The sequence below is a fragment of the Telluria sp. B2 genome, from assembly GCF_051789535.1.
Lineage (GTDB): Bacteria > Pseudomonadota > Gammaproteobacteria > Burkholderiales > Burkholderiaceae_D > Telluria.
Map to the genome: position 1 here is coordinate 5,108,961 of NZ_CP196525.1, position 21,300 is coordinate 5,130,260.

General features: G+C 64.4%; 19 protein-coding genes and 1 pseudogene. 1 reads left to right on the forward strand and 19 read right to left on the reverse strand.

The genetic code is table 11. The features are described from left to right. Nucleotides 1–219 precede the first annotated feature (219 nt). The 9 genes from ACSUZJ_RS22550 to ACSUZJ_RS22590 all read right to left on the reverse strand — a co-directional run bounded on the left by ACSUZJ_RS22550 (nucleotide 220) and on the right by ACSUZJ_RS22590 (nucleotide 10,289). The gene (locus tag ACSUZJ_RS22550; protein WP_499411859.1) at nucleotides 220–993 is read right to left on the reverse strand and encodes an enoyl-CoA hydratase; all 774 of its coding nucleotides are present in this window, start codon (nucleotides 991–993) and stop codon (nucleotides 220–222) included. A gap of 168 nt (nucleotides 994–1,161) precedes the next feature. Continuing rightward, complete coding sequence (locus ACSUZJ_RS22555) at nucleotides 1,162–2,358, reverse strand: acetyl-CoA C-acyltransferase (protein WP_499411860.1); 1,197 nt, start codon at nucleotides 2,356–2,358, stop codon at nucleotides 1,162–1,164. A 25-nt stretch (nucleotides 2,359–2,383) separates the two neighbouring features. Then, nucleotides 2,384–4,780 carry a 3-hydroxyacyl-CoA dehydrogenase/enoyl-CoA hydratase family protein gene (locus ACSUZJ_RS22560; protein WP_499411862.1) on the reverse strand — a complete coding sequence of 799 codons (2,397 nt, stop codon included), beginning with the start codon at nucleotides 4,778–4,780 and terminating at the stop codon, nucleotides 2,384–2,386. A 20-nt stretch (nucleotides 4,781–4,800) separates the two neighbouring features. Continuing rightward, nucleotides 4,801–6,591: an acyl-CoA dehydrogenase C-terminal domain-containing protein gene (locus tag ACSUZJ_RS22565; protein WP_499411864.1), complete on the reverse strand. Its 1,791-nt coding sequence runs from the start codon at nucleotides 6,589–6,591 to the stop codon at nucleotides 4,801–4,803. A gap of 45 nt (nucleotides 6,592–6,636) precedes the next feature. Next, a complete protein-coding gene (locus ACSUZJ_RS22570) occupies nucleotides 6,637–7,248 on the reverse strand; it encodes a TetR/AcrR family transcriptional regulator (RefSeq protein ID WP_499411866.1) in 612 nt (203 codons plus the stop codon). A gap of 283 nt (nucleotides 7,249–7,531) precedes the next feature. After that, on the reverse strand, nucleotides 7,532–7,912 hold the full coding sequence (locus ACSUZJ_RS22575) for an RNA-binding S4 domain-containing protein (protein ID WP_499411867.1): 381 nt from the start codon (nucleotides 7,910–7,912) through the stop codon (nucleotides 7,532–7,534). Between the two features lie 63 nt (nucleotides 7,913–7,975). Then, entirely contained in the window at nucleotides 7,976–9,136 is a 1,161-nt protein-coding gene (gene clsB, locus ACSUZJ_RS22580; protein WP_499411869.1) for a cardiolipin synthase ClsB, read from the reverse strand. A gap of 3 nt (nucleotides 9,137–9,139) precedes the next feature. Beyond that, nucleotides 9,140–9,949, reverse strand: a complete 810-nt coding sequence (locus ACSUZJ_RS22585) for an endonuclease/exonuclease/phosphatase family protein (protein WP_499411871.1) — start codon at nucleotides 9,947–9,949, stop codon at nucleotides 9,140–9,142. Between the two features lie 136 nt (nucleotides 9,950–10,085). Continuing rightward, nucleotides 10,086–10,289, reverse strand: coding sequence for a hypothetical protein (locus ACSUZJ_RS22590; RefSeq protein ID WP_499411872.1), 204 nt, complete (start codon nucleotides 10,287–10,289; stop codon nucleotides 10,086–10,088). A 519-nt stretch (nucleotides 10,290–10,808) separates the two neighbouring features. On the opposite strand from ACSUZJ_RS22590, the gene ACSUZJ_RS22595 reads away from it, so the two are divergent. After that, complete coding sequence (locus ACSUZJ_RS22595; RefSeq protein ID WP_499411873.1) at nucleotides 10,809–11,171, forward strand: hypothetical protein; 363 nt, start codon at nucleotides 10,809–10,811, stop codon at nucleotides 11,169–11,171. A 25-nt stretch (nucleotides 11,172–11,196) separates the two neighbouring features. On the opposite strand, the gene epsC is transcribed toward ACSUZJ_RS22595, so the two are convergent. From epsC to ACSUZJ_RS22645, 10 genes and pseudogenes are all read right to left on the reverse strand, one after another. Further along, complete coding sequence (gene epsC / locus ACSUZJ_RS22600; protein ID WP_499411874.1) at nucleotides 11,197–12,114, reverse strand: serine O-acetyltransferase EpsC; 918 nt, start codon at nucleotides 12,112–12,114, stop codon at nucleotides 11,197–11,199. 74 nt (nucleotides 12,115–12,188) lie between these two features. Next, entirely contained in the window at nucleotides 12,189–13,445 is a 1,257-nt protein-coding gene (locus ACSUZJ_RS22605) for a hypothetical protein (protein WP_499411875.1), read from the reverse strand. Between the two features lie 66 nt (nucleotides 13,446–13,511). Then, nucleotides 13,512–13,958, reverse strand: coding sequence for a dihydroneopterin triphosphate diphosphatase (gene nudB, locus ACSUZJ_RS22610; RefSeq protein WP_499411877.1), 447 nt, complete (start codon nucleotides 13,956–13,958; stop codon nucleotides 13,512–13,514). A gap of 111 nt (nucleotides 13,959–14,069) precedes the next feature. Next, the gene (gene aspS / locus ACSUZJ_RS22615; protein WP_499411878.1) at nucleotides 14,070–15,872 is read right to left on the reverse strand and encodes an aspartate--tRNA ligase; all 1,803 of its coding nucleotides are present in this window, start codon (nucleotides 15,870–15,872) and stop codon (nucleotides 14,070–14,072) included. 66 nt (nucleotides 15,873–15,938) lie between these two features. Continuing rightward, nucleotides 15,939–16,526 (reverse strand): DUF502 domain-containing protein, encoded by a 588-nt coding sequence (locus tag ACSUZJ_RS22620; protein WP_499411880.1) that lies wholly within the window; start codon nucleotides 16,524–16,526, stop codon nucleotides 15,939–15,941. 66 nt (nucleotides 16,527–16,592) lie between these two features. Beyond that, entirely contained in the window at nucleotides 16,593–16,904 is a 312-nt protein-coding gene (locus ACSUZJ_RS22625; protein WP_499411881.1) for an FmdB family zinc ribbon protein, read from the reverse strand. Nucleotides 16,905–17,285: 381 nt separating this feature from the next. After that, nucleotides 17,286–17,882 carry a methyltransferase domain-containing protein gene (locus ACSUZJ_RS22630; protein ID WP_499411882.1) on the reverse strand — a complete coding sequence of 199 codons (597 nt, stop codon included), beginning with the start codon at nucleotides 17,880–17,882 and terminating at the stop codon, nucleotides 17,286–17,288. Between the two features lies 1 nt (nucleotide 17,883). Next, nucleotides 17,884–19,452 carry a ubiquinone biosynthesis regulatory protein kinase UbiB gene (gene ubiB, locus ACSUZJ_RS22635; protein ID WP_499411883.1) on the reverse strand — a complete coding sequence of 523 codons (1,569 nt, stop codon included), beginning with the start codon at nucleotides 19,450–19,452 and terminating at the stop codon, nucleotides 17,884–17,886. A gap of 146 nt (nucleotides 19,453–19,598) precedes the next feature. Next, nucleotides 19,599–20,207, reverse strand: a pseudogene (locus ACSUZJ_RS22640) (ubiquinone biosynthesis accessory factor UbiJ); the annotation flags it as partial. A 112-nt stretch (nucleotides 20,208–20,319) separates the two neighbouring features. Then, nucleotides 20,320–21,300: a Tim44 domain-containing protein gene (locus tag ACSUZJ_RS22645; RefSeq protein ID WP_499411884.1), complete on the reverse strand. Its 981-nt coding sequence runs from the start codon at nucleotides 21,298–21,300 to the stop codon at nucleotides 20,320–20,322.

Consider the following 21,300-nt stretch of genomic DNA (forward strand, 5'->3'; position numbering starts at 1 on the left):
GAGTCCTGCCCCAAGATGTGCTTAGAAATGTATGCCTGCGGCATGGAAGCCGGGCGAAAATACATTAGATGGCTTCGCGCAGACTGACCGTGTTGGCGAAAACTTCGCTGACGAAAGCCAGCGAGGTAGCCGTGGACAGCGCGATCGCGATCGAAAGAAGACGATCTGCGTTACCGGGCAAGTGATCGACCTGCCCGGAGCGCAAGGCGCGAGAGGCGTTCAGTCGAACTTCGAAAAGTCCGGCTTGCGCTTCTGGAAGAAGGCGGTAAATGCTTCCTTCGCCTCCGGCCCCACCAGCATGGCGCTGAACTGCTTGTTCTCGACGCCCATCGTCTCGGCGACGACCGCTGCGCGCGGACGCTTCATCAGCGCTTTGGTGGCGCGGATCGAGGCCGCCGGCAGGGCAACCAGCTTGGCGGCCTGCGCCTGCGCGAAGGCCAGCAGTTCGGCGGCCGGCAGCACGCGCGCGACGATGCCCATCTCGAAGGCTTCCTGGGCGTTAAAAGCTTCGCCCAGCATCAGCTTCTCGGCGGCGCGGGTGTAGCCGGCGGTTTGCGCGACCAGCAGCGACGAGGCGAATTCCGGGCACAGGCCGAGCTGGGTGAAGGGCATCGAGAACTTGGCGTTGTCGGCGGCGTAGACCAGGTCGCAGTGCATCAGCATCGTGGTGCCGATGCCCACCGCTGCGCCGGCGACTGCTGCCACCACCGGCTTGGTGCAGCCTTCCAGCGCCTTCATGAACTGGAACACGGGGCGGTCTTCGGTCATGGCGCCTTCGCCGACGTTGTTCAGGAAGTCGTCGAGGTCGTTACCGGCGGTGAAGATCTCCGGCTTGCCGATGATCAGGACGGCGCGCACCGCCGGGTCCTGTTCGGCGTCGAGCAGCGCGTCAGCCATGGTCTGGTACATGGCGGCGGTGATCGCGTTCTTGCGCTCGATGCGGTCGAATTCGATGGTGAGGATGCCGTTTTGTTTGTTCGTTTGGATCGTCATTGTTTTGTCTCCAGGATTTTTCGGGGCACGAAAAACAGCGTGGGCACAGGGCGCCCACCCTACGATTGCCGGCACCCGGGTCGATGCCATGTAGGGTGGGCGCCCCGTGCCCACGCAGTGATAGGTAAAGGCCGCATCAACGCACACGTTGAAACGGCCCTATCCGAATTAAACGCGCTCGATGATACCAGCCGCGCCCATGCCGGCGCCGACGCACATCGTCACCATGCCGTACTTCAGGCTGTTGCGGCGCAGTGCGTGCACGACGGTCGCGGCGCGGATGGCGCCGGTCGCGCCCAGCGGGTGGCCGAGTGCGATCGCGCCGCCCATCGGGTTGACCTTGCTGGTGTCCAGGCCCAGGTCGCGGATCACGGCCAGCGCCTGGGCGGCGAAGGCTTCGTTCAGCTCGATCCAGTCCAGCTGGTCCTGGGTGATGCCGGCGGCGGCCAGGGCTGCAGGGATCGCGACCTTCGGACCGATGCCCATGATCTCCGGCGGCACGCCGCGCACGGCAAACGAGGAGAACTTGGCCAGCGGGGTCAGGTTGTGTTCCTTCAGGATCTTCTCGCTGACAACGATCAGGGCGCCGGCGCCGTCCGACATCTGCGACGAGGTCGCAGCGGTGACGGTGCCCTTGGCGGCGAAGACCGGCTTCAGCTTGGCCATCGACTCCATGCTGGCATCGGCGCGCGGGCCTTCGTCGGCGTCGACCGTGCGGCGCTTGACCGAGACTTCACCGGTCGCCAGGTTCGGCGTGCGGGTGACGATTTCGACCGGGGTGATCTCGTCCTTGAACAGGCCGGCCTGCTGGGCGGCGATGGCGCGGCGGTGCGATTCCAGGCCGAAGGCGTCCTGGTCTTCGCGCGACACCTTCCACTGCTGCGCCACTTTCTCGGCGGTCAGGCCCATGCCGTAGGCCAGGCCCACGTTCTCGTCCTTGAAGGTCTCCATGTTGATGGAGGGATGGTGGCCCATCATCGGGACCATCGACATCGATTCGACGCCGCCGGCGATCATCACGTCGGCTTCGCCGACGCGGATGCGGTCCGCCGCCATGGCGAGAGCCGTGATGCCCGAAGCGCAGTAGCGGTTGACGGTCACGCCGCCGACGGTGTTCGGCAGGCCGGCCAGCACCACCGAGTTACGGGCGATGTTGAAGCCCTGCTCCGCTTCCGGGAACGAGCAGCCGACGATGGCGTCGACGATCAGCGCCGGGTCCAGGTTCGGCACGGCGGCCATGGCGCCCTTGATGGCGGCGACCAGCAGGTCGTCCGGGCGGGTCTTGTTGAACATGCCGCGGGGCGCCTTGCCGATCGGGGTGCGGGTCGCTGCGACGATGTATGCGTCTTGAAGTTGTTTGCTCATGTTGGTCGTCCTGTCTGTTCCGCGATTAGTTGCGCACCGGTTTGCCGGTCTGCATCATGCCCATGATCCGCTCTTGCGTCTTCGGGTTGTTCAGCAGCGAGATGAAGGCCTTGCGTTCCATGTCGAGCAGCCACTGCTCGGACACCACGCTGCCCTGGTCGACGTCGCCGCCGGTCACGATCTCGGCAATGGTGTCGCCCAGGTGGTAGTCGTAGGCCGAGATGAAGCCGCCGTCACGCATGTTGACCAGCTGGCCGCGGATCGTCGCCCAGCCGTAGCGGCCGGTGACGGTGACCGGGCGCTGCAGCGGTGCGCGGTAGCCGGCGTCGAACATCGAGCGCGCGGTGACCTTCGCCACGTGCAGCAGTTCGTACGGGTTGAAGACGATGATGTCGTCTTCCTTCAGGTAACCCATGGCCTTGGCTTCCAGGGCCGACTTCGACACCTGCGCGGTGGCCGCGTTGGTGAAACCGGTCTTCAGGAATTGCAGGATGTCGTTGCCCTTCGCTTCGGTGAAGGCGCGCACTGCCGCTTCCTTCAGGCCGCCGCCGGCAGGCACCAGGCCCACGCCGACTTCGACCAGGCCGATGTAGGACTCGATCGAAGCCACGCGCTTCGATGCGTGCAGGGCCATCTCGCAGCCGCCTCCCAGGGCCAGGCCGGCAACCGCCGCCACGACCGGGACGTTCGAGTACTTCATCTGCATGAAGGTGTCCTGCAGTTCCTTGACGATCGGCTCCATCGCTTTCGCGCCGCCGGTCATGAAGGCCGGCAGGGCCGATTGCAGGTCGGCGCCGGCCGAGAACGCGCCGCCTTCGGTGGCGTCGGTGTTCCAGATGACCAGGCCCTTGAAGTTGGCTTCGGCTTCCGCCAGGCCGCGCTTGATGCCCTTGATGACGCCGTCGCCGATGACGTGCATCTTGGTCTTGAGCGAGATGATCAGCACCTCGTCGCCGGTGTGCCACAGGCGTACCGAGTCGTCCTCGAACACGGTGGTGCCGGCAGTCTTCGCATCGACGCCGCCCGCGCCCAGCACCGGCGCACGGAATTCCTGGCGCTGGTAGACCGGCAGGTCCGAACGTGGGACATAGGTGTTGCGGCTGGCCGAGTACGAACCCTCGGCGGTGTGCACGCCCTTCTCGGCCACCTGGCCTTCGAAGACCCAGGCTGGCAGCGGTGCGTTGCACAGCGCCTTGCCGGCGTCGATGTCTTCCTTCACCCACTGGGCGATCTGGGTCCAGCCGGCAGCTTGCCAGGTCTCGAACGGACCGACGCTCCAGCCGAAGCCCCAACGCATCGCGAAGTCGACGTCGCGCGCGTTGTCGGCGATGGTGTCGAGGTGGACGGCGATGTAGTGGAAGGCGTCGCGGTAGATCGCCCACAGGAACTGCGCCTGCGGGTTGCTCGATTCACGCATGGCCTTGAACTTCTTGACCGGGTCCTTTTCCTTCAGGATGCGCCCGACGATGTCGGCGGCCTTGGCGCCGCTCGGCACGTATTCGCCGGTGGCGAAGTCGAGGCGCTGGATGTCCTTGCCGACCTTCTTGTAGAAGCCGCCGCCGGTTTTCTGGCCCAGGGCGCCCTTCTCGATCAGCTTGGCCAGCACGTCAGGCGTCTTGTACAGGCTGAAGAACGGGTCGTCCTGCAGGGTGTCCTGCATGGTCTTGATGACGTGGCCCATGGTGTCCAGGCCCACGACGTCGGCGGTACGGAAGGTGCCGGATTTCGCGCGGCCCAGCTTGGCGCCGGTCAGGTCGTCGACCACGTCCACCGACAGGCCGAACTTCTCGGCTTCGTGGATGGTGGCCAGCATGCCGAAGATGCCGACGCGGTTGGCGATGAAGTTCGGGGTGTCTTTCGCGCGCACCACGCCCTTGCCCAGCACGGAGGTCAGGAAGGTCTCGAGCTGGTCGAGGATTTCCGGCTTCGTCGAGGTGGTCGGGATCAGTTCGACCAGGTGCATGTAGCGCGGCGGGTTGAAGAAGTGCACGCCGCAGAAGCGCGCCTTCAGCTCGTCGTCGAAGCCTTCGGCCAATTTATTGATCGACAGGCCCGAGGTGTTGGAGGCGAAGATGGCGTTGGCGCCGATGTGCGGAGCGACCTTCTTGTACAGGTCATGCTTCCAGTCCATGCGCTCGGCGATCGCCTCGATGATCAGGTCGCAGCCGGCCAGCAGCTCGAGGTTGTCCTCGTAGTTGGCGACCTGGATCAGGGCGGCGTCTTCCTTGTTGCCCAGCGGCGCAGGCGACAGCTTCTTCAAGCCTTCGATGGCCTTCAGGACGATGCCGTTCTTGTTGCCTTCCTTGGCAGGCAGGTCGAACAGGACGACAGGCACCTTGGCGTTGACGCAGTGCGCAGCGATCTGCGCGCCCATCACGCCCGCGCCCAGGACTGCAACTTTCTTCACGGTGAAATTGGTCATGGTTTTATCCCTAGAAGCGGTTAGAACAGGTCGGCGTCGAGCGCCAGCAGGTTGCTTGCGCCCGAACGTGCCTGGCGGATCAGCATGGCGGTTTCCGGGTACAGACGGGCGAAGTAGAAGCGTGCGGTGTGCAGCTTGGCTTCGTAGAACTTGTCGCCCGAATCCTTCTTCTCCAGCGCGATCTTCGCCATTTGCGCGAAGAAGTAGCTGAACACGAGGTGGCCGACCACGCGCAGGTAAGGCACGGCGGCGGCGCCGACTTCGTCCTGGTTGGTGAAGGCCTTCATGCCGATTTCCATGGTCAGCTTGGTGACTTTCTCGCCCAGTTCGCCCAGCGGGGTCACGAATTCCGACAGTTGCTCGTCCAGGCCATTCTCTTCGACGAAAGCCTTGATCTTCTCGCCAAAGGCGCGCAGCTTGGCGCCATTGTCCATCAGGATCTTACGACCCAGCAGGTCCAGCGACTGCACGGTGTTGGTGCCTTCGTAGATCATGTTGATGCGGGCGTCACGCACGTACTGCTCCATGCCCCACTCGCTGATGTAGCCGTGGCCGCCGTAGACCTGCATTGCTTCCGAGGTCGCGATCCAGCCGTTGTCGGTGATGAAGGCCTTGACGATCGGGGTCAGCAGCGCGACTTCGCCGGCGGCTTCCTTGCGCACTTCTTCGTCCGGGTGGTTCAGCTCGCGGTCGATCTGCAGCGCGACATACGAGGTCAGGGCGCGCGCGCCTTCGGCGTAGGCCTTGGCGGTCAACAACATGCGGCGCACGTCCGGGTGCACGATGATCGGGTCGGCCGGCTTGTCCGGCGCCTTCGGGCCCGACAGCGAACGCATCTGGATGCGGTCCTTGGCGTAGACCAGGGCGTTCTGGTAAGCCACTTCGGTCAGGCCCAGCGACTGCATGCCCACGCCCAGGCGGGCGGCGTTCATGAACACGAACATCGCGTTCAGGCCCTTGTGCGGCTGGCCGATCAGGGTGCCGACGGCGCCGTCCAGGTTCATCTGGCAGGTGGCGTTGCCGTGGATGCCCATCTTTTCTTCGATGGCGCCGCAGAAGATCGGGTTGCGCTCGCCGATCGAACCGTCCGGGTTCGGCAGGAACTTCGGCACCAGGAACAGCGAGATGCCCTTCGAGCCTTCCGGTGCGTCCGGCAGGCGCGCCAGCACCAGGTGGACGATGTTTTCGGCCACGTCGTGTTCGCCGGCCGAGATGAAGATCTTCGAACCGGTGATTTTATAGGTGCCGTCGGCTTGCGGCTCGGCCTTCGAGCGCAGCAGGCCCAGGTCGGTGCCGCAATGCGCTTCGGTCAGGCACATGGTGCCGGTCCACTCGCCCGAGACCAGCTTCGGCAGGTAGAACTTCTTCTGCTCTTCGGTGCCGTGTTCTTTCAGGCACTCGTAGGCGCCATGCGACAGGCCCGGGTACATGGTCCAGGCCTGGTTGGCCGAGTTCAGCATTTCATAGAACGAATTGTTCAGCGAAACCGGCAGGCCCTGGCCGCCGTATTCCGGATCGCAGGCCAGCGCTGCCCAGCCGCCTTCGACGTACTGTTTATACGCTTCCTTGAAGCCTTTCGGCGTGGTCACGGTCTTGGTCGCGGCATCGAAATGGCAGCCTTCGCGGTCGCCCGAGTGGTTCAGCGGGAACAGCACTTCCTGCGTGAATTTCGCGCCTTCTTCGAGCACCTGGTTGATGATGTCGGCGTCGATTTCCTGGTAGGCAGGCAGGTTCTTGAATTCTTCGGTGACGTTGAGGAATTCGTGCAGCACAAACTGCATATCCCGGATTGGCGCGACGTACTGACCCATGGTTTTCTCCTGACGAAGGTAAGATGTTTGTAACTGACTGGCGGACTAGTCCGCTTGAGTGACTTGAGTGGGATTACGGTAATTCTCGATCAGCCGCGCAAAACCGCGGTGGGCGCGTTCGACGGCGCCGGGACTACGCAGGAAACGTGCATCGTGGTGCAGGGCCAGGATCAGCCCGTACATTTCGTACACCAGCTGTTGCGGGTCGGTGTCGGGCAGCAAGGCGCCGGCATCGATGCTCTGCTGTACGGCGCGCAGCAGTGCGCCCTGCCAGGCGCGCACCATTGCCACCAGGGCGTCGCGGATCGGGCCGGGACGGTCGTCGTACTCCACCGCGCCGCTGATATAGATGCAGCCCGATGCGATTTCCACCGACACCCGCTTGAGCCAGCGCGCGAACATCGACTCCAGGCGCGGCAGGCCGCGCGGCTCTTTCACACTGGGGTAAAACACTTCCTGCTCGAAACGGTGATGGTAGAGCTTGAGCACCTCCATCTGCAGGTCCTCGCGCGAACCGAAGTGCGCGAAGACACCCGATTTGCTCATGTTCATGCGATCGGCGAGCAGGCCGATCGTCAGGCCTTCCAGTCCGTTGCGGCTGGCCAGCTCGAGTGCGACGTCGAGGATCGCTGCCCGCGTCTGCTCGCCCTTGCGCATGAATTTGGCTGAAGTGTTGATGACTGTCCCCTGCGTGAATCGAAAAATCCGAACGCTCGTACTATTATCTATCGGCGAGTGAATGTCAAACGGGAACTTAGAGGTCGGGTTCTAGTAGGGTGGTCGGCTATACCCGACCGTCGGATGACCACGCTGCCGGTGCGCCGCCCACGCGTTCAACGCACGGATGCGCACCTGTGGCTGTGTTGATGCCGACTGAACGCGTGGACGGCAAAGCCGTCCACCCTACGTCCCTCCGCTACACGCCGCTGGCGCATCGCTTTTAACCACCCGCCCGCGAAATCGCCCGCCGGTCCCGCTTGGTCGGCCTTCCCTTGATCGTACTGCCCGGCTCGGGGAACAACCTGCGCGCCTCGGAATCGTTTTCGCGGCGCACGATGCTCTCTTCGGTCTCGCGGTACAGCTCGCGCGCCACCGGCGCCGGGCCGCGCTTGTCCGAGAGGCCCAGCACGACCACTTCCCAGCGGTCCGAGCCATTGTCGATGAAAATCTTGTCGTTCAGCTTGACGTTGCGCGCCGGCTTGACCGGCTCGCCGCCGATACGCACCCGGCCGCGGTCGACCGCCTCGGCGGCAAGCGAGCGCGTCTTGAAGAAGCGCGCCGCCCACAGCCATTTGTCGATGCGTACGTTGTTGTCTTCCATTGCTTGTCCTCGGTTTGGTTCGAGAACCCCATATGCCGGCGCACTACAGGTTTTTCGACCCCATCATGCGTAACCTATTGCAAAAATTCGCATGGCCAGTTTATACACAAGATAGGCCGTTTCATAGCACGCACGGCGCACCCAGCCGATGCCGGCGAACTCCTCGGGATGGACCGGTACGCCATCGGCCACGCCGCGCAGGATGTGCTGGCGCACTGCCCGGGCAAAGGCGGCGTCGCGCACCACCACGTTCGCCTCCTGGTTGAGGAAGAGCGACAGGCCGTCGCAATTGCTCGACCCCACGGTCGCCCAGTCGTCGTCGACCACGGCGATCTTCGCGTGCAGCTGGGTCTTGCGGTATTCGACCACCTTGATGCCGGCCGCCAGCAGTTTCGGATAGAAGGAGCGCGCCACCGCGTCCTGCAGCTTGAATTCGCCCACGCCGATCAGGAGCGTGACCTCGACGCCGCGGCGGGCGGCGCGTGCGAGCGCCTCGCGGAACTTTCTTCCCGGCGCAAAATAGGGATTGGCCAGCAGCACGCTTTTCCTGGCCTGGCCGATCGCCTGCAGGTAGGCGCGCTGGATGGTGCGCCGGTTGCGCAGGTTGTCACGTACGACAAAGGCGGCGCGCATCGGACGCGCGCCCTCGCTCGGCGGCTGGCGCCGCATCTCGCGGAACAGGCCGATGCGGCGGATCAGGTTCAGGTGGCCGGCACGGGTCCATTGCGCCTGCGCTTCCAGGTGGATCTGGGCCACCAGCGGCCCCTGCACCTGCACCGCGAAGTCCCAGCGCGGCGCCGGCAGCGGGCGGTAGGGTTCGTAGTCGCACAGCATGTCGTCGTTGATGTTGATGCCGCCGACGAAAGCGACGCCGCGGTCGACCACCGCGATCTTGCGGTGCGTGCGGGTAATGCCACGCCTGAACCAGGGATTGAATACCCGGTAATGCACGCCGGCTTCGGCAAAGGCCTCGGCGCGCCGGCAGCAGACCCGGTGCCCGGTGCCGAACCAGTCGACCAGCACGCGCACCTTGACGCCGCGCCGGGCCGCCCGGATCAGCGCCGCCTCGACGCTGCGCGCCACCTCGTCCTCGGCAAAGATATAGGTCTCGAACAGGATGTCGTGCTGCGCGGCGTCGATGGCCGCGATCATCGCCGGAAACAATTGTTGTCCGGTTTCGAGCAGGGTGACGTCGTTGTTCGCGATATAGCTGACCGTGCGCATACGCTAGGCCAGCTGCAGTTCCGCGACGATCGGAGCGTGGTCGGACAGCCTGGCCCACATCGGGCCGGCCATCACTTGGGCATTGTCGACCTTGAAGCCGCGCACGTAGATGCGGTCCAGGCGGAACCAGGGCAGCGCCGCCGGGAAGGTGCGCGCCGGGGCCAGGCGCGGCTGGCGGCCGGCCCAGCTGCGCACCATGTCGCCCAGGGGCGAACGCGGACCGAGTTCGTCGAATACCTCGGCCACGCCGAGCGCATTGCGCAGGCGCTCGCTGAGGGTATTGCGCCAGTCGTTGAAGTCGCCGGCGATGATGACCGGCTCGTCGTTCGACGATTGCTGGACCGCTTCGATCAGTTGCAGGGTCTGGCGCCCGCGGCCGCCTTCGAACAGGCCCAGGTGCACCACATAGCAGTGGATGCGTCCGACCGGCGTTTCGAGCACGCAATGCAGGATGCCGCGCTGCTCGTAGGCGTGGTCGGAAACGTCGTGATTATGGCTGTTTTCGATCGGAAAACTGCTGAGCAGGGCATTGCCGTGGTGGCCGTGGTCGTAAACCGCGTTCATGCCGTAAGCCGAGTGATGGGAGTCGCCGGCGAAGTATTCGTATTGCGCCGTTTCCGGCCAGACCCGGTGCTCGCGCTTGTGGTTGCCATAGCGCGCCTGGTGACGGTCGTGCCTGCCCTGCACTTCCTGCAGGAAGACAATATCGGCGTGGAATTCGGATATCGCTTTCTTCAGTGCCAGCACCCGGGGGGTACTGCGCAGCGACGAAACGCCTTTGTGAATGTTATAGGTTGCGACACGAATCTTCATGGGAACATTCTACCCCCATCAGACCATGTCATTTTGGAACGATATCCAATCGTGCGGCGTGGCCTGCAAGCTGCCGCGACGCAGGGTGTCGGGTGGTACAGGGCATGGCCTTGAGGCCCGCCCCGTACTCGTTGGATCAATCCAGCACGGGTGCTGCTTCCCAGTCGCGGCGCAGCGCGGCATTGCGGGGCGCCGCCAGGTTCTCGGCCTCCGAGAGCGGAACGGCCACCAGGCGGGGACCGCTCAGGCGTAATCCGCATTCGAGGTCGATGTAGAAGCATTCATCGTCCACGCTCAGGGCTTTCACCTTTTCCTCGTGCTTCGGTTGGAATTGTTCCATGCTTTTCCTCCAGAATCCGTTGGTTGGACTTTGTTGCAGTTTTAAAATTTCGCTCGACGCGAACTGCTGACAATATTCGACTCGTTTCCGATTGTCAAACGCAGATTCTATTGTGCGCTATCTCACATAACGAATTTCCTTCAAGAATTTTTCATTCCAGAACTAATTTTGTTAAGTAAATATTAAAGTTTCCACCATAACATTTTCCTGCCCATTATGCATATTTGACATACTTCGACACAATTTAGCGGCGAGTTTGCCGACAACCGACGAAGTTTCGCTGCGTCTAGTTTGACTCTTTGTAGTAATGACCCTTGAGTTAGTACTTGAGGGAAAGGAATGCTGGGCACTCAGACGAGAAGCCCCTTGAACGGGTGTTGTATTTACAGTGAATCGATTTAATCGCTTGACTTCCTTTTAATGCCGACTTAAAGGAGCCTTAAACGCCTACGCGAAGCAAGAGATACGATCGAATACATCGATACCGAGGCCGGCCGCTCGGCGCTCGCCTCGCTCAGCGTGGCCGATCCGGCGCGCCGCTGGACCGTGCGCGAAGCGGCGCTGTTCATCGGGCTGGGCGGGCGCGGCCCGGTCATCGTGGGCGACCCGCGCCAGGTCGCCGACCAGCTGATCGCCTGGCTGGACGAGACCGGCATCGACGGTTTCAACCTGGCCTACGCGCTGGCCCATGAAGACATGCGCAACGTGGTCGAGCTGGTCGTGCCCGAGCTGCGCCGGCGCGGCCGCTATCGCAGCGGAGACGCCGACGGCGAGCGCGGCGCCACGCTGCGTGAACAGCTGCTCGGCGCCGGAGCGCGCCTGCCTGAAACCCACCCGGGCCGCCAGGTCCGCATCGATATCCCGCTGCGTCCCGCGGCCTGAATCGTCCAGGTTCGGGCCAGCCGCCTCAGCAGCCGCGCATCTGCGCCTGGGTCACGTTGCTGCCCGGCGCCACGCTCTGCGTGAGCCACACATTGCCGCCGATGGTGGAACCGGCGCCCACCGTGATGCGCCCGAGGATGGTGGCGCCGGCATAGATGACGACGTCGTCCTCGACGATCGGATGGCGCGGCGCGCCTTTCACCAGGGCGCCGTGCTCGTCGGTCGGGAAGCGGCGCGCGCCCAGGGTGACGGCCTGGTACAGCCGCACGCGCTGGCCGATGATCGCGGTTTCTCCGATCACGACGCCGGTGCCGTGGTCGATGAAGAAACTGGCGCCGATTTGCGCTGCCGGGTGGATGTCGATGCCGGTAAGCGTGTGGGCAATGTCGGCCGCCAGGCGCGCCAGGAAAGGCGTGCCGAGACGGTGCAGGCAATGCGCGAGGCGGTGGTAGAGCACGGCGATGGTGCCGGGGTAGCACAGCATGATCTCGGCCACCGAACTGGCGGCCGGGTCGCCGGCCAGCGCGGCCTGTACGTCCGACACCAGCAAGGCGCGGATGTCGGGCAGGCTGGCGGCGAAGGAGCGCGTGATGGCACGCGCCCGCTCGGCCAGTTCCACCTCGCACAGCTCGTCGTAATCGCTGCTGAAGCGCAGGGCGCGGCGCACCTGCTCGACCAGGCGGTCGAGCGCGACGTTGAGCGTGTCGCCGACAAAGTAGTCGATGCTCTCGTCGTTCAGGTCCGGACGGCCGTAATGGGTGGGAAACAGCGCCGCCGAGATGCCCTCGATCACCTGCTTCAGGACTTCGCGCGAAGGCAGTTCGCGCACGCGGCCCTGGTGGCGGATGTTGTGGGTTTTCTCGCGCGAATTACGCAGCGCCTCGATGATGGGGCCGAGCTGCCAGTGGCTGGCGCCGGCCGGGGGAAAGGAATTGTCGTTCATATACCAAGCCTACTCCAGCCTGAGGTGGAAACGAACGATTTTAATCACACTTCCTTATATGCGGATTTTGCCGGTCAATCCTCGTAGTCGAAGCGGTATTTCCCCCTGGTCAGCATGAAGGAGGGAACCGGCTTGCCGGCTTCCACCAGGATGATGTCGGTTGGCACTGCATCTGGCGGCGCGGCGGCCGGCGTGGCCTTGAGCACGCGGCGCCCGCTGGCCGGCAGCAGGTTCTTCGGCACCGGCTGCGGGCTGCGTCCCGCCAGCGAAACGAGCCAGCCGGGGCGACCGTCCTGCACCGGATAGCGCGGATGGATCACCTGCATGTCGATACGTCCGGCCAGGCCCAGCAACACCGGATAGCTGCCATCCTTGTTCCTGAGAATGATCGGATCCTTGGCCGGGTACTTGGCCAGCAGCGGCGCATACAGTGGATTCTCGTCCGTGGCATCGGGATGGGCGACGAACGCGGTCTGGTCGATGTGCAACGTCGGCAAACCGCTCATGCGGCGCAGGTGTTCTCCCATCAGGAGCATCTTCGGCTCGGGCTCGGGCGCCTTGTGGTGGTGACCATAGCCGACGAAGACCAGTACCTTGGCGTCCTTGTCTTTCGCCAGGATGCGCTCGACCAGGTTACGCGCCTGCATTTCCTCGCGCATGCGCATCTGCTCGGCCGGCGGCAAGTCGTGCCCACCCTCGAATTCGTAAGCGACCAGCTTCCAGCCGTCGGCCAGCGCCGCGTTGACGAAGCCGGCAAATACCGGCTCCTCCGTGTAGTAACCGTTGGTGCGGGTGATATAGCCCCTCTTGTTGGCGGCGTTTGCACCGACGGCGTTGAAGGTCTCGCAGGCCAGGTAGCTGTAGCCGATCTTCCTCAGCTCGGCGGCCAGGCGCTGGGCGAAGGCCCGGTGCAGGGGCACATGATGGGCCTCGTTGATCAGCACGATGCGTTTGGTCCGCGCTTCGCGCACGATGGCCGCGATCGCGTCTTCCGCCGCGGCGTTCTCCAGCAGCGCCATCTGGAGCACGGTGCCGGGCGGATGGCGCCGCTCGCGCCGGTGCAGGGCATCGAAAGCCACATGCGCGCCTTCGGTGTCGCCCACCATTGAGCGCGCCGTACCCAACTGCTGGAGCTGCCTGCGATGCGCCAGCACTTGCTTGTCGAGCTCGGGATCGCCGGTCTGAGCGAAGGCCGCGGACGACAAGGATGCCGTAGCCGCTTCGGCCAGCTTCAGGCGCTCCAGGTAAGCGTCGGGTATCGGCGCCTGGGCGACTGCGCCCTGGGCAAGGACGAAAAGAAGCGCGGCGAGACCTGTGGAGAAAGGACGCATGGAAACCTTCTGCTGAAGTTGGCGAAATGTTTCCAACCAGTATAGGCCCGCAGCCGGCGATGTTAACTAGCTGATATGACAGGGCAGTTGCAGGATCGCTTCCGCGTTCGAAGACGAAAAGCAGCGGTCGGCCGCTTCCAGCCAAGGCAGCCAGGCGTACTGCACGTGTTCGCGCGGGCTCAGGATCACCGGGGTCGCACGCGGCACGCAGACGGAAAAGACGTGTTCCGTGTTGTGCGTGACGCCCGGCGCGTAGCGGTGGCGCCAGGTCGGATAGATCTCGTAGATGTTCGACAGCCCCCAGTCGACCAGCCGGATGCGTTCGCCGTCGGCCACGATGCCGGTTTCCTCGAACAGCTCGCGCGTGGCCGTCTCCAGCAGCGGTTCGTCCAGGGCGTCGAGCGAGCCCGTCACCGATTGCCAGAAACCGGGCCGGTCCGCACGCTCGATGAGCAGCACCTCCAGCTCGGGCGTATGGATGACGACGAGGACGGATTCGGGAATCTTGTGCACGCTTGGCTACTCCGTGGAACAAAGAATGGATAAAAAAAGGCCGGTGCGGCTCGTCACGTGTGACGATGCCGCACCGGCCCCTATTCTACCCAGCCGTAAGGCCGAGCGTGCTTAGCCCACCTTTGGCTCGTTACGCAGACGGATGTGCAGCTCTTTCAGCTGCTTCTCGTCCACTTCCGACGGCGCATTGGTCAGCAGGTCCTGCGCGCGCTGGGTCTTCGGGAAGGCGATCACGTCGCGGATCGACTCGGAGCCGGTCATCAACGTGATCAGGCGGTCGAGGCCGAAGGCCAGGCCACCGTGCGGCGGCGCGCCGTACTGCAGGGCGTCGAGCAGGAAGCCGAACTTCAGTTGCGCTTCCTCGGCGTCGATCTTCAGGGCGCGGAACACCTTGCTCTGCACGTCTTCGCGGTGGATACGGATCGAGCCGCCGCCCAGTTCCCAGCCGTTCAGGACCATGTCGTAGGCCTTGGCGACGCAGGCGCCCGGATTGGTCTCGAGCATGTCTTCGTGGCCGTCCTTCGGCGCGGTGAACGGGTGGTGGGTCGCGGTCCAGCGGCCCGAGTCTTCGTCGTACTCGAACATCGGGAAGTCGATGACCCACAGCGGGGCCCAGACGTCGTCGAACAGGCCCGCCTTCTTCGCGAATTCCGAGTGGCCGATCTTCACGCGCAGCGCGCCCATGGCGTCGTTCACGACTTTGGCCTTGTCGGCGCCGAAGAAGATCAGGTCGCCGTCTTGCGCGCCGGTCAGTTCCAGGATCTGGGCCAGCACCTCGTCGGAGATGTTCTTGACGATCGGCGACTGCAGGCCTTCACGACCCTTCGCCTTCTCGTTGACCTTGATGTAGGCCAGGCCCTTGGCGCCGTAGATGGCGACGAACTGGGTGTAGGCGTCGATTTCCGAACGCGCCATCGAGCCGCCCTGCGGCACGCGCATGCCGACCACGCGGCCGCCGGTCATGTTGGCGGCGCTGTTGAAGACCTTGAACTCGACCGACTTCATCAGCTCGGTCAGCTCGGTAAACTCGAGCTTGACGCGCATGTCCGGCTTGTCCGAACCGTACTTGCCCATGGCGGTGGCGAAGTCCATCACCGGGAACGGGTTCGGCAGGTCGATGCCGGCGGCGTTCTTGAAGACGACGCGCATCATGTCTTCGAACAGGTCACGGATTTCCTGTTCGGTCAGGAACGAGGTTTCGCAGTCGATCTGGGTGAATTCCGGCTGGCGGTCGGCGCGCAGATCTTCGTCGCGGAAGCACTTGGTGATCTGGTAGTAGCGGTCGAAGTTGGCGACCATCAGCAGCTGCTTGAACAGCTGCGGCGACTGCGGCAACGCGAAGAAGTTGCCCGGGTTGACGCGCGACGGCACCAGGTAGTCGCGTGCGCCTTCCGGCGTCGACTTGGTCAGCATCGGGGTCTCGATGTCGATGAAGCCCAGGTTGTCGAGGTACTTGCGCACTTCCATCGATACCTTGTAGCGCAGGCGCAGGTTGTGCTGCATCTGCTGGCGGCGCAGGTCGAGCACGCGGTGCGTCAGGCGGGTGGTTTCCGACAGGTTGTCGTCGTCCAGCTGGAACGGCACCGGCACCGAGGCGTTCAGCACTTCCAGTTGCGTGGTGTTGATCTCGATCTTGCCCGACTTCAGGTTGGCGTTGGCCGTGCCTTCCAGGCGGTTGACGACCGTGCCGGTGACGCGCAGGCAGTACTCGTTGCGCACGTGCTCGGCGGCCTTGAACACCTTCGCGTTGTCGGGATGGCAGACGACCTGCACCAGGCCTTCGCGGTCGCGCAGGTCGATGAAGATGACGCCGCCGTGGTCGCGGCGACGGTGCACCCAGCCGCACAGGCTGACGGTTTGGCCCAGCAGCTCTTCGGTCACGAGGCCGCAGTAGTTGGTACGCATGGAGGACATATTTTTCTCTATTCCAGGTTGGTGTTTGGTGCACCGCCAGCGGCGGGACTTGATGCTAGCTTACTGTTATTCGGGAGCCACGACGCCCATCGACACGATGTACTTCAGGGCCGCGTCGACCGTCATGTCCAGCTCGACGACCTTGCTGCGTTCCATCATCAGGAAGAAGCCGGAAGTCGGGTTCGGGGTCGTCGGCACGTAGACGCTCACGTACTCGCCGACCAGGTGGTTCTTCACGTCTCCGCCCGGCACGCCGGTGAGGAAAGCGATAGTGTACGAATCCGCGTGCGGATAGGGAATCAGGACGGCCTGGCGGAACGCGTTGCCCGAGGACGAGAACAGCGTGTCCGAGACCTGCTTGACGCTGCCGTACAGCGAGCTGACGACCGGGATGCGCTTGAGCAGGCGTTCGCCCAGGCGCACGATGTAGTTGCCGACCAGGTTATTGGTGAGCAGGCCGGTCAGGAACACGATGGCGATTGTCAGGATCGCGCCGATGCCGGGGATGTCGGCGCCGAAGAGGGTGCGCGGCTGCCAGCGCTCCGGAACGAACAGCAGGGACTGGTCGAGCGTGCCGATCACCATGCTGAGCACCCAGGCCGTGATGGCCAGGGGAACCAGGATCAGCAGGCCGGTAAGGAAGTATTTGCGCATCGAATTCTCGTTGTTCTTATTGCTGCGGCCCCAAGGGCCGCAGGATATGGCACCATCAGGGCAACATCAGGATGCGCTGCTGTCGCCGCCGGCGCTGGCGGCCGGGGCCGGCGCGGAAGCGCTCGCGGCCGTGCTCTCGCCCGACGCCGCCGGGGCCGCGCTCGCGTTTGGCGCGGTGCCGGTGGCCGGGGCGCTGCCGCCACGGAAATCGGTCACGTACCAGCCGGTGCCCTTGAGCTGGAACCCAGCCGCGGTCACCTGCTTCTTGAACGACGGCTTGCCGCAGGACAGGCAAGTCGTCAGGACCGGATCAGAAATTTTTTGCAGCACATCTTTGGAAAAACCGCATTCGTCGCAGCGGTAGGCGTAGATCGGCATTTGATACTCCGCAAAAATCTTCAAAACCCTGAATTATAAAGCTTTTGTTGGAGAAGTTGCCGATTCCCCCGCCTTGCGCCATCGCCATGCCGGCCAGGGCTGCAGCGTCAGGACGAGACAGTGTTGTTTTTCGTCAGCATCCTGTCAGTTTTTCTTTGCCGAACATCAACTGGAGTGTTTAAATATTATTTCTCAACGGCACACGTTGCTGGCTGGCCCAGCAAGCCGGCCGTGTACGAGATTCAAGAAACAGAAGTTTGCGCGATGAAGATCGCCGCATGGCCGTACAAGAATGCTGTATTTCCGAAAGCCCGCGCATGCGGGCGTTTTTTTTGGCGGTTCGGTTCGTTCATGGTGGGCACGGCGCCCACCGTTATCGGATCAGCGGCGGCGCCACGCCATCCAGCGTTCCTTGCCGCCAAACACCGGCAGCGAATCCGCCACCGCGGCATCCTCGATACATTCGAAGTTCGGCAGCAACAACTCGTCCAGCGCGGGCCGGGCGATGCCGAAAGGCGGCCCTTTCGGCGACTCGCCAAAGAAGAAGAATCCAGCCAGCAGGCCACCGCTCGGCAGCAGTTCGGCCCAGCGCGCGGCCACGCGCGGCCACAGCGCTGGCGGCATCGCGCACAGGAAAGCCTGCTCGTAGACCAGCTCCAGGGGACGCGGCGGTGCGTAGGTGAAAAAGTCGGCCTCGACCACCCTGCCCGCCCACGGCCCTACCGCCTTCTTCGCCGTCTCGACCGCCGCCGGCGAGAAGTCGATCGCGGTCGCATCCCAGCCGGCATCGCACAGGCAGGCCAGTTCGTAGCCGCTGCCGCAGCCGGGGATCAGGGTAGTTAATGGCCGCGGCGTGCGGGCGACGAAGTCGCGCAGGCCCTGCGGCACGCCGCCGCGGTCCCAGGGCGTGAAGCCCTGCTCGAAGCGCTCGTCCCAGAAACCGGGCGTGCGCGGGTCGCGGCTGGCGAAGTCCGGCATGTCATGCCCCGCCGAAACGGTGCAGCAGGGCCGCCAGCAGCAGGCCCGAGGTCACGCCGCCGGCCAGCCAGGCCAGGACGCCCAGCATGCGGTTGGTGCGGCGGATCTCGTGCAGCATGCGGCTCATCATCTCGTGGTTGGTGGCCGCATGCGGCTGGGAATGTCGCTCCAGCGTCTGGTGCATCAGGCGCGGCAGCTGGGGGAAGATGTGGGCGTAGCGCGGCGCCTCGGCCTTCAGGCGCTCGACGAAGCCGCGCCAGCCGACCTGCTCGGTCATCCAGCGTTCCAGGTGGGGCTTGGCGGTCTTCCACAGGTCCAGATCAGGGTCGAGCTGGCGGCCCAGACCCTCGATGTTGAGCAGGGTCTTCTGCAGCAGCACGAGCTGGGGCTGGACCTCGACATTGAAGCGGCGCGAGGTCTGGAACAGGCGCAACAGGATCTGGCCGAAGGAAATGTCCTTCAGCGGACGGTCGAAGATCGGCTCGCAGCAGGCGCGCACCGCCGCTTCCAGCTCGTCGACGCGGGTGTGGCGCGGCGCCCAGCCCGATTCGATGTGGGCCTCGGCCACGCGCTTGTAGTCGCGGCGGAAGAAAGCGAGGAAGTTCTGCGACAGGTAGTCCTTGTCGAAGTCGTTCAGGGTGCCGACGATGCCGAAGTCGAGCGCGATATACCGCCCGAAGGTTTCCGGCTCGACCGAGACCAGGATGTTCCCCGGGTGCATGTCTGCGTGGAAGAAGCCGTCACGGAATACCTGGGTGAAAAAAATCTCCACGCCATCGCTGGAGAGCTTTTTCAGGTCCACGCCTTCGGCCGCGAGGCGGTCGATCTGCGACACCGGAATGCCGTGCATGCGCTCCATGACGATCACGTTGCTCGAGCAATAGTCCCAGAACATTTCCGGCACCAGCAGCAAGTCGGAGTCGGCGAAGTTGCGGCGCAGCTGGCTGGCATTGGCCGCCTCGCGCATCAGGTCCAGTTCGTCGTGCAGGTATTTGTCGAATTCGGCGACCACTTCGCGCGGCTTCAGCAGGCGGCTTTCGGCCCACAGCTTCTCGATCAGCCCGGTCGCCATGTACATCAGGGCGATGTCCTCGTCGATGGTCTTTTTCATGCCCGGACGGAGTACCTTGACCGCGACGTCGCGTCCGTTCTTCAGGGTCGCGAAGTGGACCTGGGCGATCGAGGCCGAGGCCACCGGCACCGGATCGAAGCTGGCAAACAGCTGGTCCGGCGGCGCGCCGAGCGAACGCGTGATCTGGGCGATCGCCAGGTCCGAGCCGAAGGGCGGTACGCGGTCCTGCAGCAGCGAGAGCTCGTCGGCGATGTCGGGCGGCATCAGGTCGCGCCGGGTCGACAGCACCTGGCCGAACTTGATGAAGATCGGCCCCAGCTCTTCGAGCGCCAGGCGCAGGCGGATCGCGCGCGGCGTCGTGATCCTGCGCCAGAAGAAGATGCCGTTGATCAGTCTTGCGGTGCGCGGCACCTGGAGACCGGACATTGCAATTTCATCGAGGCCATACTTAATGACGACCGTGAAGATTTTAAGCAGGCGCAGGAATTTCAATATCATCAGCGATCCAGGCTAGTGTCCCCGCTGGGGCGGGTTGTCGGAATGACGGCGCCGCCTGGCGCCGTATGAAGCGTCACATCGTGTGCGGGACGCAGAATCAGGTCGTGCGCCGGGGCGGACGCTGCGGCCCTGGGCCGCGCCTGCGCCAGCATCTGTTCAAGCCTTGCGATGCGCTTGGCGGCGCGCTCGACGTCGTCGCGCAGGCGCACCACGCCGGCGCCGAACTCGTCGACGTCGCCGGGACGCACCAGCACCGGCTGCTCCTCGACCAGGAACTCGGCCAGGTTCTCGGCCAGGCGGCGGCCGGTGGCGCGGGCACTGGCCAGCGCGCCGCGTGCGCCGCCGGCCAGGCGGTTCGCGCCGATCGGTCCGAACAGGCGCTCGAGGTCATGCTCCGGCTCCCAGCGCAAACCCTTGCTCAGCTGCGAGATCGTATTCGCGAACTCGGCATCGCCGTCGATGCGCACGTAGGAAAAGGCGCGCTCGCGGTTGGCTGCGATCAGCGGCAGGTCGCTCAGCTTGACGTGGATCGTGACATTGACAGGCGTATCCGCCTCGCCCGCTTCGAGCAAGCCGTCGGCGGCCACGCGCAGGCGCAGCTGCAGGTGACCGGTGTCGATGCAGGCCAGCTTGCCGGCGTGACGGCGCAAGGTCGTGCGCGCCCAGTCCTCCTGGGCCAGCAAGTGGTTGATCGCCGCCACCGCGGACGCGCTCAGCGTGCGTTGCGGCGAGAGAAAAATTGGACTCGGAAACATGATGATGGTCGCTAAAAAACAAAGCCGCCCGAGACAGCGCGGGCGGCTTCGATCTTACCAGTTTGCCGGGCACAAACCCGGGCGCACGGGAAAGTTTGCAAAAAATTATTGATTACGCGATCTGCTGGATACCCGCGAGCACCCAACCGCCATTGCCCGACAGCGGCTTCGACATGTTCCAGACCTCGGCCAGCGGTTCGGCCGGCGCGTTCGGTGCGGTGCGGATCATGCCGTTGAACTGCACGCTGGCCAGGTAGTCGGTGGCGGTGGTCTCGATGCCCAGCAGCTGGGCGTCGATAGCCACCACGTCGGTGTAGTCGGCATTGCCGCCGCGCTCCAGGATCTGCGTCTTCAGCTCGGCGAAGACTTCGGGCGTGGTGAATTCGCGCAGGTCGTTGACGTCGCCCTTGTCCCAGGCCGCCTGCAGGCGGATGAAGGACGACCTGGCGTTGCGCAGGAAGGCCTCGGTGTCGAAGTCGGCCGGCACGCCCCAGGGGCTGTGCGATGCGGCTGCGCCCACCGGCGCCGCCTTGTCCAGCGACAGGCCACCCACCGGCTGCTGGGCCTGGAAGGCTTGCGGCTGCGACTGGCCGAGACCGGAACCGATATGCGGCGTGGCGCCGGCCGGCACCGGCTGCTGGCTGAAGCCGCCCTGGAAGGACGGGTTGGCCGGGGTGTCCTTGCGACGGAACATGCGCACGATGAACATGATGGCCAGCGCCAGCAGCGCGAACATCAGGATCGACGACAGGATCGAGGCCATGGCGCCGCCGATGCCCAGGTGCGAGAACAGGGCGCCCAGGCCGAGGCCGAGCAGCGCGCCGCCCAGGATGCCCTTCCATGGGCTCGAGCGTTTCGCAGCCTGGGTAGCGGCTGCGCCGGCAGCGCCGGCGGCTGCCGGTGCGGCAGGAGCAGGTTGCGCGGCCTGGCGGTTGATCGGCGCGGCCGGGGCCGGCGCCGGGGCCGGCATCTGGCGCACGGTCTGCGACTGGCGGCCAAAGGAACGCTTGCCGCCCATCGGGCGCGCCACGGCTTCGGCAATCATCGAGGTGGCGGTCACCGCCAGCATCATCGTAACCAGAAATTTTTTCAT

What these genes read in the sequence shown, in the direction of transcription:
- ACSUZJ_RS22605 (WP_499411875.1), bottom strand. Translation starts at nt 13,445, where the DNA reads ATGCGTCCTTTCTCCACAGGTCTCGCCGCGCTTCTTTTCGTCCTTGCC.
- ACSUZJ_RS22585 (WP_499411871.1), bottom strand. Translation starts at nt 9,949, where the DNA reads ATGAAGATTCGTGTCGCAACCTATAACATTCACAAAGGCGTTTCGTCG.
- ACSUZJ_RS22565 (WP_499411864.1), bottom strand. Translation starts at nt 6,591, where the DNA reads ATGGGTCAGTACGTCGCGCCAATCCGGGATATGCAGTTTGTGCTGCAC.
- ACSUZJ_RS22620 (WP_499411880.1), bottom strand. Translation starts at nt 16,526, where the DNA reads ATGCGCAAATACTTCCTTACCGGCCTGCTGATCCTGGTTCCCCTGGCC.
- ACSUZJ_RS22630 (WP_499411882.1), bottom strand. Translation starts at nt 17,882, where the DNA reads ATGCCGGACTTCGCCAGCCGCGACCCGCGCACGCCCGGTTTCTGGGAC.
- ACSUZJ_RS22555 (WP_499411860.1), bottom strand. Translation starts at nt 2,358, where the DNA reads ATGAGCAAACAACTTCAAGACGCATACATCGTCGCAGCGACCCGCACC.
- ubiB (WP_499411883.1), bottom strand. Translation starts at nt 19,452, where the DNA reads ATGATATTGAAATTCCTGCGCCTGCTTAAAATCTTCACGGTCGTCATT.
- ACSUZJ_RS22550 (WP_499411859.1), bottom strand. Translation starts at nt 993, where the DNA reads ATGACGATCCAAACGAACAAACAAAACGGCATCCTCACCATCGAATTC.
- clsB (WP_499411869.1), bottom strand. Translation starts at nt 9,136, where the DNA reads ATGCGCACGGTCAGCTATATCGCGAACAACGACGTCACCCTGCTCGAA.
- ACSUZJ_RS22575 (WP_499411867.1), bottom strand. Translation starts at nt 7,912, where the DNA reads ATGGAAGACAACAACGTACGCATCGACAAATGGCTGTGGGCGGCGCGC.
- ACSUZJ_RS22625 (WP_499411881.1), bottom strand. Translation starts at nt 16,904, where the DNA reads ATGCCGATCTACGCCTACCGCTGCGACGAATGCGGTTTTTCCAAAGAT.
- epsC (WP_499411874.1), bottom strand. Translation starts at nt 12,114, where the DNA reads ATGAACGACAATTCCTTTCCCCCGGCCGGCGCCAGCCACTGGCAGCTC.
- ACSUZJ_RS22590 (WP_499411872.1), bottom strand. Translation starts at nt 10,289, where the DNA reads ATGGAACAATTCCAACCGAAGCACGAGGAAAAGGTGAAAGCCCTGAGC.
- aspS (WP_499411878.1), bottom strand. Translation starts at nt 15,872, where the DNA reads ATGTCCTCCATGCGTACCAACTACTGCGGCCTCGTGACCGAAGAGCTG.
- ACSUZJ_RS22570 (WP_499411866.1), bottom strand. Translation starts at nt 7,248, where the DNA reads ATGCGCAAGGGCGAGCAGACGCGGGCAGCGATCCTCGACGTCGCACTC.
- ACSUZJ_RS22645 (WP_499411884.1), bottom strand. Translation starts at nt 21,300, where the DNA reads ATGAAAAAATTTCTGGTTACGATGATGCTGGCGGTGACCGCCACCTCG.
- ACSUZJ_RS22560 (WP_499411862.1), bottom strand. Translation starts at nt 4,780, where the DNA reads ATGACCAATTTCACCGTGAAGAAAGTTGCAGTCCTGGGCGCGGGCGTG.